We start from the raw sequence: 14,099 nt of genomic DNA, 5'->3' as shown, positions 1-14,099 counted from the left end.
GCCTCGCGGAAAAACCGCGGCCGGAACCAAGTCTGGTTGAACATGCTCCAAGCGACCTCCACCGACGAACGCCTCGCCGCCCTGCTGACCGCCTTCGGCGAACAGCAGCGAGCGGGGCAGGCGCCGGACGTGGCGGCGGCGGTCGCGGCCAACCCCGACCTCGCGGCCGAACTCCGCGAACTCTGGGCCGTCGCGCAGTTCGCGGACATGGCCCGGTCCACGTCCACGCTTCCGTATACCGAAACTCCCACCGACATCGTGGCCGTCCCGTTGCCGCGCGAGTTCGGCGATTTCGAACTGCTCGCCGAACTCGGCCGCGGCGGCATGGGCGTCGTCTACAAGGCCCGGCAGAAGTCGCTCAACCGGGTCGTCGCCCTCAAGATGGTTCGGGAAGCCCATCTCGCGTCCGACGAGGACCGTGCCCGTTTCCACGCGGAGGCCGAGTCGGCGGCCCGCCTCAAGCACCCGAACATCGTCACCGTCTACGAGGTCGGTACGGCCAGCGGGCAGGCGTACTTCTGCATGGAGTACGTCGAAGGCTGGACGCTCGCTGAGCGACTCGCGAAGGACGGCCCCCTGCCCCCGCGCGACGCCGCCCGCCTCGTCGCGGCCATCGCGCGAGCGGTGCAGCACGCCCACGAGCAGGGGATTTTGCACCGCGATCTGAAGCCGTCGAACATCCTCCTCAATTCGGAACGCGGAATTCGGAACGCGGAATTAAAGACAGTCGAGCCGGTCTCGGATTTGAATTCCGAATTCCGAATTCCGAATTCCGAATTCCAACCGAAGGTGTCCGACTTCGGCCTCGCGAAGCGGATCGACGGCACTGAATCGCTAACCCGCACCGGGGCCATCGTCGGCACGCCGAGCTACATGGCCCCCGAGCAGGCGACCGGGCGGAAAGACCTGACGCCGGCCGCCGATGTTTATTCGCTCGGGGCGATCCTCTACGAACTGCTCACCGGCCGGCCGCCGTTCCGGGCGGCGACGGCCGTGGACACGGTCCTGCAAGTGCTTGAGCAAGAGCCGATCCCGCCGCGAGACTTGAACCCAAGCATCGACCGCGACGTCGAACTGATCGCTCTAAAGTGCCTGCAAAAGCCGACCGGCCTCCGGTACGAGTCGGCCGCGGCTCTGGCGAGCGACCTGGAAGCGTACCTGAACGGCGAGGCGATCTCGTCTCGGCCGAGCGGCCTCGGTTACGTGCTGTCGCGGATGCTGCGCGAGACGCACCACGCCGACGTGCTGGAGAACTGGGGCGTGCTGTGGATGTGGCACAGCCTCATGATCTTCCTGCTCTGCCTGCTCACGCAGGTGCTGACCTGGGAAGGAGTGCGGTCGCACCTGTACTACCTCTGCATTTGGGCCGTGGGGCTGGCAACGTGGGGCACGATCCTCTGGAAGCTCCGCCGCCGGGCCGGGCCGGTGTTGTTCGTCGAACAGCAGATCGCCCACGCCTGGGCCGCCGGGGTGTGCGCCAGCATCGGCATGTTCGTGATCGAGGTCGTCGCCGGATTGCCGGTACTGACGCTGTCGCCAGCCCTCGCGGTCGGCGCGGGGATGGTGATGATCTTCAAGGCCGGCATCTTGTCCGGCCGGTTCTACCTCTACGCTGGGCTCAACTTCGCCGCCGCCGTGCTGATGGCCGCCGTGCCGCGGTTCGCGCACCTGACGTTCGGGTGCGTGTCGGCGGTGTCGTTCTTCGTGCCGGGGCTGAAGTACTACCGCCAGCGGAAGCGGGCCAACGCGACCGTCGTTTAGCGGCGAGAAGCAATCGGAGGCAGAATGACGATCTACCGCCTATCCTCAATACTCCTGATCTTCACGGTAGTCGGTTGTGGGGGACCAAATTCACCGAGCGGCTCGAACGATCAGCGCGCGTTCATTACGGCCGATTCGTGGCATTCGCCGTCCCCGGATCGGATCGATTTCGTGCCGCTCGGAAAGGATCGATTCGCACCGGTGATCGACACCCTTCAGCAGGAGAGCCAGGCCGCGCTCAGCGATACGGCCGTCAAGCAGATCAGTGCCGACGAGGCGGCCCGACTGGTCGGTCGTCCGATGCCGACCGGGCCTGTCTATGTCTTGTTGCGGGGCGTGGTGTTGTTTGAGGGCACCGGAGGGTTCAGTATCAGAGTGAATGGGTCGGCCGTTGACGTGCATTACGGCTGTCTGGGTCGGCAGCCGGCCCCGATGACCCGCAAAGCGCTGGTCGCGGCTCTGCCGTCGGTCCCGGACAAGGTCTTTGTCAGTTGCAGCATGGCCGAGTAGGGTGTTGGTCCCGCGCTCCGCGTCGCCGCTAAACTGACTCCTGACTCCTGTCCCCTGACTCCTTTGGCTTCGCCATGCCCCTCCTCGTTCTCGCGCTCGTCGCCCTGCTCGGTTTCGGCTTCGTGTGGCTGCTGTTCGCCACATCGCGGGCGGCCCCGCCGTACCGTGTCGAAGGGGACACCAGCATCTTCCGCCACGGCAAGCTCATGCAGTTCTTTGCCGTGCTGTCGTTCTTCGGGGCGGAACTCATCCTCGGCCTCTGGGTGATCTTCTTCCCGCCGCGGTCGAACGCGACACTGATGCCGGTGGTCGTCACGGCCGTCGTGCTGGGGCTGGCGGGGTTCCTGCTCATCTGGGAAGCGTTCCGCTTTCAACTCACCACGACGACGACGGGCCTTGATTGCAAGTCGCCGTGGAAGGGGCGGGCCCAGCAGTCGTGGTCGCAGGTGAAGGAACTGGCGTACTCGCCGGTGAACTCGTGGTTCGCGCTCACGTTTCAGGACGGCCGGTCGTTCCACGTCTCGCGGTTGGTCCCCGGCGTCACGCGGTTCCTGGAATCGTGCGAACGGCACCTGCCGCCGGAAGCGATGACGAAAGCGGCACCCGGCTACCACCGTCTCGGCCGGAAGTGGCCGTTCGGCCCGACGCCGTCGGCGAAGGCATTCCCCGTCGGTCGGTGGCTGAAGCGTATCGCCCTCGCGCTGGTCCTGATGGCGGTCGTGGGACTGACTCTGTTCACCGTCAACGGCCTCGTGCTGGCGACCGGCGAGACGCCGATCGTCGGACAACTGCCGAACGTGAAGCTCGGCCCGGCCCACGCAACGCCGAACGAGGTCCACATTGTGGCCTACAACATCGCGAAGGGCTTCGCCCACAGCGGCGGTCTGCGGTTCGCGACGAAAGCCGAGGTCGAAGCCCAGTTGAAGAAGATGGCCTTCACGATTCGCGCGCAGCAGCCGGACCTGGTGTTCCTGTCGGAAGCGATGACCGAGTGCGGCCCGGCGAACGTGGATCAGGTCGAGTTCTTGGCCCGCGCGTGCGGCCTGCCGCACTACGCCTTCGGCGAGAACTACAACTTCGGCCTGCCGTTCTACCGCGTGGTCGGCGGCAACGCGATCCTCTCGCGAACGCCCCTGACGCCCGTCGCGAACATCTCCCTCGCCGGCCGACAGCCGTTCTACGTCACCGGCAACAACCGCCGGGCACTGTTCGCCGAGGCGGAGGTGAACGGCAAGACGGTCCTGCTCGGTTCGCTCCACAACGACTCGTTCAACCACCGCAACAACGAAGCACAGGTCCGGCAACTGCTCGACTTCATCGGCGACCGCCCGTGCGTGCTGGCCGGCGACTTCAACGCGACGCCCAAACAAGAGTCGATCACACTGGTGAAGGACAGCGACAAGTTCGCGGGCGCGTTCGACGGCCCGCCGACGTTCCCGGAGAAGAAGATTCGCATCGACTACGTCTTCGGCCCAAAGGCGTGGAAGCACGTCGAGACGCGCGTCCTACCCGGCGATGCGTCGGACCATTTTGCGGTGGTCGCCCGGTTCGGATGGAAATAGGTCGCCGGTGCGGAACCTCCTCCCGTCCTGTAACATCCAAGGTATATGAGCACACCAACCCCCACGCCCGACCGCCGCCGGTTCATCCGCACGGCCGCCGCCGGGGCCGCCCTCACGCTGGCGGCCGACAGCTACGCGAAGGTGCCCGGCGCGAACGACCGCGTCGGCGTCGCGTTCCTCGGCTGCGGCGGCCGGGCACAGGCGCACATCAACCTCGTCCTGAAGCTCGCCGAGGCGCACGCAGTCGCCCCGGCCGGCGTCTGCGACGTGTGGGACGGTCTCGACGAGGAGTACACGCACACCTTCGCCGGCACCGGCACCCGCCGCCGGTACTCGCAGGGCCTGTACCCGTCGGCCGTGAAGTGCGGGTTCAGCCCGAACGACAAAGCCCGCGTGGTGAAGGACTACCGCCGCTTGTTGGAACTCAAAGACGTGGACGTGGTGTGCATCAGCACGCCGGACCACTGGCACGCCCGGCAGACGCTCGACGCGCTGGCCGCGGGCAAGGACGTGTACGTCGAGAAGCCGATGACGCGAACGCCGGCCGAGGCGATTGCTGTGACCGACGCGGCGGCGAAGGCCAACCGCGTCGTGGTCGTCGGCGTGCAGGGGTTGACCGACCCGTCGTGGCGAACCGCGAACGACCTGATCCGCAAGGGCGACCTCGGCCACGTCGCCCAGCTGCAAGCCGGGGCGTTCCGCAACGACGCCCGCGGCCAGTGGCGGTTCTACCGCACCGTCGAGCAGATGAACCCGAAGACGATCGCGTGGGACCTGTTCCTCGGCCACCGATTCGACGTGAACGGCGTGAAACTCAGCCCGCCGCCGAGCGTGCTGCCGTTCGACCGGGCCACGTTCACCCAGTGGCGGTGCCGGTCCGCGTTCAGCAGCGGGCCGATCTCGGACTTGCTCATTCACCCCGCTACGAAGATGCTCGCCGCCACTGGTCTGCGGTTCCCGAACCGCGTCACCGGGGCCGGCGGCCTGTTCCTGGAGCGCGACGGCCGCGACGTGCCGGACGTGGCGACGATCATCGCGGACTTCCGCGAGGGCACGCAAATACTACTCACGGCGACGACCATCAGTGGCTACCCGCTGGAAGAGGTGATCCGCGGCCGCAACGGGAACGTGAAGTTCGTGAAGGGCGGCGTCCACCTCTACCGCGACGACCCGGAGAAGGCCGGCGTGCTGCCGCAGCGGCACGACAAGCCGCTGGAACCGACCGAGCGGTTCGCCGTGGACGCCCCGCGGAACGAAACGGAAGCGATGTGGACGCACTTCCTCGACTGCGTGCGGACCCGCAACCGCGACACGCTCTGCCCACCGGACCTCGGGGCCGCCGCCGTGACGCTCCTAGCGATGGGCTGGGACGCGAGCCGCCTGGGGATGACGCTGACCTGGGACCGCGACCGCCGCGAGGCGCGGCCGGCGAGCGTGGGTATCTAGTTGAGTCATGACACCCGACTCGTGCTGCGTGCTGAATGGTGGGGACGGGGCGTGGGCGTTCGCCACCCTTGCGAATCGACTCTGTCGTGCCGCGTGGCTCGACGTGTCTGACGTTCCGCGTGATTATAACTACGTGCTCCAAACGGATGACCGGGCCGCGTGTGGTGAGACATTCATTCCCGACCGAGCGATACAGGTCGCGGCCGACAAGCGTTTGATCGCGACGACGTTCGCGGCGGCGGGCGTGCCAAGACCGGAGACACAGTTGACCGCCTCGCTGGCGGAGGCCGAGCGATTGCTGGCCGAGCAGTCAGGGCGGGAGTGGTGTGTTAAATTCCCCACGGGTTGCGGGGCATCAGGCCACCGGCGATTTATGACGGGAATGGAACTGCCGAAAAACTGGCCGGTGCCGCTCGTCGTTCAGGAATTCATCCGCTTGGAGCAACCCGAGGTGTATCGCACCTACGCCGCGGGCGGGCAATTGTTCGGTTGGGTGGTGCGCCGATTCCCGCCGGGTGTCCCGTCGTCGCCGTGGGTCGCTCACGCACGTGGCGCACGGTACGAAGACGGTGGTCAAATTCCTCCTACCGCGGCGACGGTGGCCCACGCTGCCCTGCAAGCCGTCGGACTCATCAATTCGTTCGGCTGTGTAGACTTACTCTGCCGGCCGACCGGCGAGTGGGTGGCACTGGAAGTCGGGACAGACGGCATCTTCAACCACGTCGATCGCGACCTCGGCTTGCCGGAGTTGGAGCAAGAACTGGATCGCCGCATTGCGGAATCGTTCTGGTCTCGGTTCGGCGACTGGCGGCCGTGGGGTTCCGGTGAGTGGCGGCCGCGCTCGTAGTTTGATACAGGGCGACCGTACAATGCCCTCCGGTCCGTCACACTCCGGCTTGACCCGACTCCCGATAGAGCGTATGACCCCACACCAAGAACCGATTCACCGGCCCGTGCTGCTGCACGAGGTGCTCGCGCACCTCGACCCGCGGCCGGGCGAAACCTGGGTCGACGCAACCCTCGGCGTGGGCGGCCACAGCCGGGCGATTGCCGAGAAACTGCTGCCCAACGGGCGGCTGATCTCGCTCGACCAGGACGCGACGATGATCGAACTCGCCCGCCCGCGGCTGGCCGACCTGCCGGCGACGCTGGTGAACGCGAACTTCGATCAGGTGAAGGACGTGTTGGAAAACCTGGGCGTCGCGGCGGTCGACGGCGTCCTCGCCGACCTCGGCTTCTGCTCCGACCAGATGGACGACACGGCCCGCGGGTTCAGCTTCCAGGGCGACGGACCGCTCGACATGCGGCTCGACCCGGACGGCGGAACGACCGCGGCTGACCTCGTCAACACGACGGGCGAGGCGGCCCTCGCGGATTTGATTTTCGAGTACGGCGAGGAACGCCACAGCCGGAAAATCGCCCGGCGGATCGTCGAGCGGCGGAAGGCGCAGCCGTTCGCGACCACGGCCGATCTTGCCAACGTCGTGAAGCACAGCGTACCCTGGGGGCCGGACGCTCGGCGGATTCACCCGGCCACGCGGACGTTCCAGGCCCTACGGATCGCCGTGAACGACGAACTCGGCGCACTGGACCGCTTGTTGGCCGTGCTACCAAAGCTCGTGCGGCCCGGCGGGCGGGTGGGGATCATCAGCTTCCACTCGCTGGAAGACCGGCGGGTGAAGCACGCCTTCCGGGACCGGCCCGAGTGGCAACCGATTACGAAGAAGCCGGTGGAAGCCACGGACGCCGAGACGGCCGGCAACCCCCGGTCGCGGAGCGCGAAACTGCGGGTGGCGAAACGTGTCGAAGGTTAGGCGTCGGTGACCCAACGCCCTGGGAGGCTCAAGGATGAGCAGCGATAATAAAGTGAATCTCGACCCGGTCCCCGTCACGCCACGGCCGGAACTGCCGAAGGTTCCCGAACTGCCGCCGCTTGCGGCCCTCCCGCCGCTGCCCGCACCCGTCGCCCCGGCCCCGAAGCCGATCGCGCTGACCCCACAGCCTCCCGCGCCCGCCGCACCGCCGCCCGCCGTGGACCCGGCTCCGCAGCCGTTGCCGCCGTTGGCCGAGGCGGGGTGGCTGCCCGAAACGGTGGCGCAATACCTTCGGCCAACCCGCACGAAGGGCGTGATCGCGGCCGGCGTGCTAAGCCTCCTCGGCGGGGCCGGGACGGTGCGATACTTCTGGCCCGCCAAGACACCGGCCACGGCGGAACTCACGCCGAAACCGGCCGCCCCGCTGCCCGAGACGACCAACGGCACGAGCGGTCACGCGGCGACCGAGTTCAAGAAGATCGAAACGTCGCCAGTCGTGGCCCCCAAGCCCGCGGGTCCCGTGGAAGTGGCCACGCTCACTTTGGCGCCACCGACGCAACCCGCCACACCGCCTCAACTGAAGATTGACCTGCCCGTGCCGTCCTCGACCGCGATTCCGCCGATACCGGACCTGATCCGCGTCGAGGGCACAGCACCGGCCCTGCCGGTGCCGAATATCGAAGTCAAACTTCCGGACATTAGCCCGACGGGCGGCGTTGTACCGCCCGCCCCCCCGGCGCTGGCCTTGCCCTCGACCACGACACCCGCCCCCGTCGCGGACCCCGCCAAGCTCGCCGCCCCGCCGCTGAGCCTGCCGACCACGCCCACCGTCACTACACCGCCGGCCACGTTGCCACTCCCGACTGTGGCGGAAACTCCGAAGGCGGAGATCAAGCCCGAACTGCCGAACCTGAACCCTCTGCCGGTTCCGACCGGTCCGGCCCCGGCCGCGGTTCCGACTGGCCCGGCCCCGGTTCCCGTTCCGCAACCGCAAGACATCGGAGTTCCGAAACTGCCAGACTTGGCAGCGCCGCCGAAAGTGGACCTGACGCCGCCCGTGCCGAAGATTGATGTAGCCGCACCGCCGAAGTTGGACCTGACGCCGCCCGCCGTGACGGTCGCCCCGTTAGACCTGAAGCCCACGCCGGCTCCGCTGGATGTGAAGCCGACACCAGCTCCGTTGGACATCAAACCAACGCCGGCTCCGTTGGACATCAAGCCGACGCCGGCCGTGGCACCCACCCTGGAAATGCCGAACGTCGGCGTGCCGGCCGCAACGACTCCACCGGCCCCTGCCGTGACGGGCGCGAAGACCGATTACGACGTGGACTTGCACTACGTGAAGGGCGGCGACAGTTGGGCCGCCGTCAGCAAGCAATACTACGGCGACGAGCGGTACGCCGAGGCTTTGAAGGGGTACAACCAGAACGCGGCCCTGACCCAACTGCAACGGGCGGAAGTGCCGCCGATCCACGTGCTGCGGAAGAACTTCGCCAACGCCATCGGCAAGCCGCCCGAGAAGGCAACCGAGTGGGGTGCGATCCAGACCTCCGGCGCGACCGACCGACCGACCGCCGAACCGCGTCGTGCCACCGGCGGCGGGTACAAGACCTACGTCATCCCAGCCGGCGGGAAGAGCATCAAGGACATCGCCGCCGACGCCTACGGCGACGAACGGTACTGGGGCACGGTGTGGGAGTCGAACCCGAAGCTGACGCCGGACAAGCCGATCCCGGAAGGGACGAAGATCTTCCTCACGTCGCAGTCGAAGATCGGGGAGTAAATTGCGACGTGCGTGATTTCAGCCACGGTGTATCAGCCGTGGCCGAAATCACGCACGCTTGATCAAAGTCTGTGTTGGCCAGACGACACCGATCCAAAACCGTGACCCTCATCGGCCTACTTCTTCTTCATCTCGCGGTACAGCCCTTGCGCCAAACCCACCATCGCGTGGGCCTTCAATAGCGGGTCGTCCATCTTGTCGATCCACTCGCGGGCGGCGTCCGCTTTCCCGGCCGCGGCCTGCCCACTGGCGATCGTCTCCATCGTGTTCGCCAACCAGAACCGACTCCCGTCCGTTACGTGCTCGATGGCGTTCTTCCGCGCGCCGTCGAAATCCCCGGCGTGAACCTGGGAGCCAATAATGTTCGTCCAGGCGATGGTGCCGTTCTGCCCGAGTAACGCCGCGGTTCGCCCCGCCCTTTCGAAGTCGCCGGCCCTCGCCTGGGCCGAGGCGATGTTATGGAACGTGGTTCCCGGCCCGTCGGGAGCCTGTCCGACCAGTTCAACGGCCTTCGCGAAGTTTGCCGCCGAATCTTTTTTGCGCCCGGCCGTGCCCTGGGCCTGAGCGATGTACTGCAGCACGTAGGCTTGCTCACCGGGTACCGTAAATGCCTGGACCCGCTTGAGGGCTTCGGCGTCCTGGCCGAGCCGGACTTCGGCGGCGGCAAGGGTTACTTCGGCGACCAACTTCCACTGGCTCGGCTTCTCGGTGCTCCGGGCGATCTGTTCGGCGTACAGCTTCTTGGCCGCGGCAACGTCGTCGAGTTTTGCCAGAATGTGGAGTACGGCCATCGCGGCTCCCAGCTGCCGCTTATCCTCCAAATCGGGCAGGAGGGCCAGTGCCTTTTGTGCGGCGTCCTTCGCTCCCGCCTTGTCCCCCGCGCGGAGCTTGGTCGACGCGACGTTGTTACCGAAGCTGTCGGTATCGAAGGCCAGCATCATGTACGTCCTCCCGACCAAGAACGTGAATTTTTCGTCAGCCGTGGTGAGTGCGTCGAGGGATTGCTGAACGTCCTTGTCGGACGCCTTCGCCGTTTTGCCGGCCGCGAGCGGGCGGAGCGACTTCAGCATTGATGCGCGGAGCTTCTCGTCGGGAATGGCCTCGGCGAGTTTCTCGGCCGCCTGGAGGTGGCCGGCCGTCGCGGCGGCGGTTGCCGACTCCTGAAGGATGGTTTGCCGCGGGTTGCCGCGGCGGTTCTCGACGACGGCGGGCACGCCTTCCAAGAGTTTCAGAACCGCGTCCGCTTCGCCGAACTTGCCGAGCGTTCGCCCGATGTACCGCCATTCTTCGACTGGCACGCCCCGGCTCGTGGCCGCGACCGCGGTCGCCTTTTGCACCGCCACGGTCGCAGCGGACTTGTCATCCAAGGCGTGGGCGAAGTCCGCGATCGAACACCACAACTGCACCCGCGACTGCACATCGCCCGTAACCTTGTCGAGAACCTCGGTCGCGTCCCGGAGAGCCTTCTGGGCGGCCCGGTTGTCCACGGGGGCGGTCGGCACCGGGGCGGCTACGGCCACAACGGCCGCGGACAGGCTGATGAATAGGGCGACACGGAAGCGGTTCATGGCACGCAGTTCCCAAATGGAGTGGGACGTGCGATTGTAACCGGGGCCACGGCGGAGGGGAAAAGAGAAAAGCCCACCCGTGACCGGGTGGGCTTCTTCGGCCGCGTGAGGGTGAGCGTCCTCACGGACCGATGGCAACGCTGCCGCTCTCGCCGGTGCGGATGCGGATGGCGTCTTCGAGCGAGAGTACGAAAATCTTGCCGTCGCCGACGTTGCCGGTCTCGCCGGTGCGGGCGGCGTGGACGATCGCCTCCACGGTCGCGTCCACGAACGCCTCGTTCACGCCGATCTCGAGCTTCAACTTCGGCAAGAGACGCACCTGCATCTCCTGGCCGCGGTACACTTCCGTGTACCCCCGCTGCCGGCCGCACCCGCGGACGTCGGTGACGGTCATCAGGTAGACGTCCCGTTCCGCGAGCGCCCGCTGAACGTCGTCCAGCTTTTCCGGGCGGATAATCGCAACAATCAATTTCATGGTGGGTGTGGTGGGATGAGGTTATGGGGAAGGAAGCCCACGGGCGAACGCCCGTGGGCAGGGCCGGTCGGTCAGGCTTCGACCGTCGTGGTGACGGAGCCGCCGAGCGTCTCGGCGAACAGCTTTTGCAACGCCGCCTTCATGACGACCGGGTCGCCGCCGCGGAAGCGGAACGTGGTGCCGCTGACGGTGGTGACGTACGGATAAACGGCCCGGAACTCCTTACTCGGCGGGTGCTCGCCCGTCTGGCAGAGCTTGCTCCACACCGCCATTAACTGCGGTGCGGACGCCCCGCCGACGGTGACGCCGAACCGCTTGCCGCCGCCATTGGCGGGCGGCATCGCCGCCGACTTGGGCTGCACGTTCGTGGACCCGTCCATGTCTGGTTCGAGGTCGAGGCCGGTTTCGCCGTGCTGGCTGAGGTCCAAGCCCATCGCCTCGTCCTTCTCGGACACGGTGAAGCCGATGGTCTTGTCGATGATCAGCACGAGGATCGACGTGACGACGAAGGCGTACACGGCCGACAGGCACGCGGCCTTGATCTGCCACATGATTTGCGACGACTTGTCGTAGCTCACGTTCGTGCCCTCGACGATGGTCTTGCCGGGGAACGCGCCGAACGGCATTTCCGCCCCGTAGGACCAGAGCGGCAGGCTCACGAAGAACGCCGTCAGGATGGCCCCGAGGAACCCGCCCACGCCGTGGACGCCGAAAGCGTCCAACGAGTCGTCGTAGCCGAGCATGCCCTTGGCCGCGACCGCCCAGTAGCAGACGACGCCCGCGATCAAACCAATCGCCAGGGCACCGGCAGGGTAAACGAAACCGCTGGCCGGGGTGATGGCGACGAGGCCGGCGACGAGGCCGGATGCGAAGCCGAGGGCCGTCGGCTTGCCGCGGTGCAGCCATTCGACGATAAGCCACGACATGCCACCGGCGGCGGCCGCGATCTGCGTGAACGTGAACGCGGAGATCGCCTGACCGTTGCTAAACAGGGCCGACCCGCCGTTGAAACCGAACCAGCCGAACCAGAGCATCCCCGCACCGAGTAGGGTGAAGATCATGCTGCTCGGGTGCATCGGGTGCTTGCCGTAGCCGATCCGCTTGCGGAGCAGGAGGATTGCCGCCAGGCCGCTGAACCCGGCCGCGATGTGAACGACCGTGCCGCCGGCGAAGTCGATGGCCCCGTTCGCGCCGAGCAGGCCGGCCGCCGGGAAGACTTGACTCGCCCCCGGAGAGGCACCGGTACCGGCAATGTCCACCTTCGTCGACGGCGACCACTCGAACGACCAAACCATGTGGGCCAGCGGGTCGTAGACGATTGTCGTCCACAGAACGGCGAACAACAGATACGCACCGAACTTCACCCGTTCCGCGAACGCCCCCGACACGAGCGCGACGGTGATGATCGCGAACATCCCCTGGAACATCGCGTGCAGGTACAGCGGCAAGTTCGTGTTCGGGAACGTCGTGAACTTGTTGATCTCGGCGATGGCGGCGTCGGCTTCCTTCTTTTGTTCGTCGGTCGCCTTCTCGGGGTCGATCCCCTTTTCCTTCAGCACGTCGGCCGAGGTCTTCTCGACTTGCGTGCTCTTGGTCCCGAGAGCGGCGTCGGTACCGAGGAACATGAGTTCCTTGCTGAAGCCGACCACGCCGGCCTTGATCGGTTCTCCCTTATCATCGCTGCTGATGGAGAATTTGATCGCCGGCGCACCGAAGGCGAGTGCGTAGCCGATGACTACCCACTGCACGCCGACGAGACCGAGTGCAACCATGGTGTGCATCATCGTACCGAGGATGTTCTTGCGGCGCGCCATACCACCGTAGAACAGAGCCAGGCCCGGCATCATTAGCATGACGAGGGCACAAGAGACTAACATCCAGGCAATGTCGGCTTGCTTGTGGGTGCCTGCGAGTGCACCGGAGTTGATCTTCGCTTCCAGGCCGCTCGCCGCCGCGTCTACGTCCGCTTTCCACGCAGGGGGCGGAGGCGTCGGCGGAGCCGGCGGCGGGGCCTGGGCAAAGCCAATAGCCGTGGTGAAGAGGAAGAGAGTGGCGAGTAACGTCGCCCGGACTGCAAGAAACACGGGCACCTCCTGGTATGGGAGAGCATGGGAAAAGGACCAGTCGCCCCCCAACGCAGTCAACATGCCGAGATTCCCACGAAATTCACACGACGTAATTGATTACTGGATAATTACTAACGACGATTGTGCTCCGATTCTTAGAAGTGGCAATTGACTTTCCTGCCTAATGAACAGGCAAATAATGCTCAACAATCAATCTCAAGAGCGATAACTGTCGCATTTTCAACGCCGTTGAAACAGTTACAGAGGACTTTGCACTTTCTTCTGTGATGACAATTTGTGCATCGGTCGATCAATTCGATCTTAAGTCATTCTGGAATAACATCTTGAGTTAAGGCAATCGGCCAGAATATGAAATTGGCACACATACTGCTCAACCTTTTTCGTCTAACGTGAGAACTCACTCACGGCGGATCAATCGACTGGATCGTCCACCGCTTCCCCCAAGTCGGTGGCAGTTCTCAACCCCCGAACTGAGATTCCAGTCCATCACGCACGAAAGGCACCCCATTGCGGGCCGCCGGCTCCCCCAGCCGGCGGCCCGCGTGCGTTTCTGCCCCGCATTTCCCTTCGTATTCCACGCTTCTCTGCTTATAATGTCCCAATTCTGACGCCGACCGAAGGTGGGGCCTCATGAACAATCCGTCCATCTTCGTCGCCCCGCCGACGTTGAAGTTGCCCAGCGCTCCGTCTGGCCCGGCCGCCCTGGGTGAGTCGTCGGACCTCCTGCGGCAACTGCTCGACGTGCAGAAGGAGCAACTCGCGCTGGCCAAGGCCGCCGCTGCCGCCGCTGACTCGCAAACGCGGTGGAAGAATTTCCTAGCTCGCTGGCAGAGTGAGTTCCCGGACATCGGCATCGCCTGCAAGGAAGTGCTGCCGATTATCGAGCGGACCTATCTGCGTATGATTGCGGAACTCACGGCCCGCCTCCGCGGCGACGAGCCGGATGACCTGGAGAGCGAGTTCGTGCTGGCCGAGTTCCTCGACAAGTACGGCCTTCGCCTGAGCCAACTCGGGACCATTGTCAGTCAGTTATCGCCCATCGCCGACGCCACCCCGGCCGCGGCGGTTGAGCCGGAAAAATCCTAACGAGCGT

11 protein-coding genes are annotated in these 14,099 nt (G+C 65.8%); 8 read left to right on the top strand and 3 right to left on the bottom strand.

Annotated elements, in window-relative coordinates; genetic code table 11:
- Window positions 1-42: 42 nt before the first annotated feature.
- The 7 genes from PX52LOC_RS15125 to PX52LOC_RS15095 all read left to right on the top strand — a co-directional run bounded on the left by PX52LOC_RS15125 (window position 43) and on the right by PX52LOC_RS15095 (window position 8,876).
- A complete protein-coding gene (locus tag PX52LOC_RS15125; protein ID WP_149110899.1) occupies window positions 43-1,761 on the top strand; it encodes a serine/threonine-protein kinase in 1,719 nt (572 codons plus the stop codon).
- A 24-nt stretch (window positions 1,762-1,785) separates the two neighbouring features.
- Window positions 1,786-2,271, top strand: a complete 486-nt coding sequence (locus tag PX52LOC_RS15120; RefSeq protein ID WP_149110898.1) for a hypothetical protein — start codon at window positions 1,786-1,788, stop codon at window positions 2,269-2,271.
- A gap of 74 nt (window positions 2,272-2,345) precedes the next feature.
- Window positions 2,346-3,833, top strand: a complete 1,488-nt coding sequence (locus tag PX52LOC_RS15115) for an endonuclease/exonuclease/phosphatase family protein (RefSeq protein ID WP_149110897.1) — start codon at window positions 2,346-2,348, stop codon at window positions 3,831-3,833.
- A 45-nt stretch (window positions 3,834-3,878) separates the two neighbouring features.
- Complete coding sequence (locus PX52LOC_RS15110) at window positions 3,879-5,279, top strand: Gfo/Idh/MocA family protein (RefSeq protein ID WP_149110896.1); 1,401 nt, start codon at window positions 3,879-3,881, stop codon at window positions 5,277-5,279.
- Between the two features lie 7 nt (window positions 5,280-5,286).
- Complete coding sequence (locus PX52LOC_RS15105; RefSeq protein ID WP_149110895.1) at window positions 5,287-6,126, top strand: ATP-grasp domain-containing protein; 840 nt, start codon at window positions 5,287-5,289, stop codon at window positions 6,124-6,126.
- Between the two features lie 73 nt (window positions 6,127-6,199).
- Complete coding sequence (gene rsmH, locus PX52LOC_RS15100; RefSeq protein WP_149110894.1) at window positions 6,200-7,093, top strand: 16S rRNA (cytosine(1402)-N(4))-methyltransferase RsmH; 894 nt, start codon at window positions 6,200-6,202, stop codon at window positions 7,091-7,093.
- Between the two features lie 34 nt (window positions 7,094-7,127).
- Window positions 7,128-8,876: a hypothetical protein gene (locus PX52LOC_RS15095; RefSeq protein WP_149110893.1), complete on the top strand. Its 1,749-nt coding sequence runs from the start codon at window positions 7,128-7,130 to the stop codon at window positions 8,874-8,876.
- Between the two features lie 116 nt (window positions 8,877-8,992).
- Here PX52LOC_RS15095 and PX52LOC_RS15090 read toward each other — a convergent pair whose 3' ends face one another.
- The 3 genes from PX52LOC_RS15090 to PX52LOC_RS40530 form a co-directional block, all read right to left on the bottom strand.
- Window positions 8,993-10,444, bottom strand: coding sequence for a hypothetical protein (locus PX52LOC_RS15090; protein ID WP_149110892.1), 1,452 nt, complete (start codon window positions 10,442-10,444; stop codon window positions 8,993-8,995).
- Window positions 10,445-10,565: 121 nt separating this feature from the next.
- Window positions 10,566-10,919, bottom strand: coding sequence for a P-II family nitrogen regulator (locus PX52LOC_RS15085; protein ID WP_149110891.1), 354 nt, complete (start codon window positions 10,917-10,919; stop codon window positions 10,566-10,568).
- A 71-nt stretch (window positions 10,920-10,990) separates the two neighbouring features.
- Window positions 10,991-13,003 carry an ammonium transporter gene (locus PX52LOC_RS40530; protein ID WP_246173730.1) on the bottom strand — a complete coding sequence of 671 codons (2,013 nt, stop codon included), beginning with the start codon at window positions 13,001-13,003 and terminating at the stop codon, window positions 10,991-10,993.
- Between the two features lie 633 nt (window positions 13,004-13,636).
- On the opposite strand from PX52LOC_RS40530, the gene PX52LOC_RS15075 reads away from it, so the two are divergent.
- A complete protein-coding gene (locus PX52LOC_RS15075; RefSeq protein WP_149110890.1) occupies window positions 13,637-14,092 on the top strand; it encodes a hypothetical protein in 456 nt (151 codons plus the stop codon).
- The last annotated feature ends 7 nt before the right edge of the window (window positions 14,093-14,099 follow it).

The organism is Limnoglobus roseus, assembly GCF_008254045.1.
Taxonomy (GTDB): Bacteria; Planctomycetota; Planctomycetia; order Gemmatales; family Gemmataceae; genus Limnoglobus; species Limnoglobus roseus.
This window is presented reverse-complemented; position numbering and strand designations above follow the sequence as displayed.

What these genes read in the sequence shown, in the direction of transcription:
- PX52LOC_RS15075 (WP_149110890.1), top strand. Translation starts at nt 13,637, where the DNA reads ATGAACAATCCGTCCATCTTCGTCGCCCCGCCGACGTTGAAGTTGCCC.
- PX52LOC_RS15125 (WP_149110899.1), top strand. Translation starts at nt 43, where the DNA reads ATGCTCCAAGCGACCTCCACCGACGAACGCCTCGCCGCCCTGCTGACC.
- PX52LOC_RS15095 (WP_149110893.1), top strand. Translation starts at nt 7,128, where the DNA reads ATGAGCAGCGATAATAAAGTGAATCTCGACCCGGTCCCCGTCACGCCA.
- PX52LOC_RS15115 (WP_149110897.1), top strand. Translation starts at nt 2,346, where the DNA reads ATGCCCCTCCTCGTTCTCGCGCTCGTCGCCCTGCTCGGTTTCGGCTTC.
- rsmH (WP_149110894.1), top strand. Translation starts at nt 6,200, where the DNA reads ATGACCCCACACCAAGAACCGATTCACCGGCCCGTGCTGCTGCACGAG.
- PX52LOC_RS15120 (WP_149110898.1), top strand. Translation starts at nt 1,786, where the DNA reads ATGACGATCTACCGCCTATCCTCAATACTCCTGATCTTCACGGTAGTC.
- PX52LOC_RS15110 (WP_149110896.1), top strand. Translation starts at nt 3,879, where the DNA reads ATGAGCACACCAACCCCCACGCCCGACCGCCGCCGGTTCATCCGCACG.
- PX52LOC_RS15085 (WP_149110891.1), bottom strand. Translation starts at nt 10,919, where the DNA reads ATGAAATTGATTGTTGCGATTATCCGCCCGGAAAAGCTGGACGACGTT.
- PX52LOC_RS15105 (WP_149110895.1), top strand. Translation starts at nt 5,287, where the DNA reads ATGACACCCGACTCGTGCTGCGTGCTGAATGGTGGGGACGGGGCGTGG.
- PX52LOC_RS15090 (WP_149110892.1), bottom strand. Translation starts at nt 10,444, where the DNA reads ATGAACCGCTTCCGTGTCGCCCTATTCATCAGCCTGTCCGCGGCCGTT.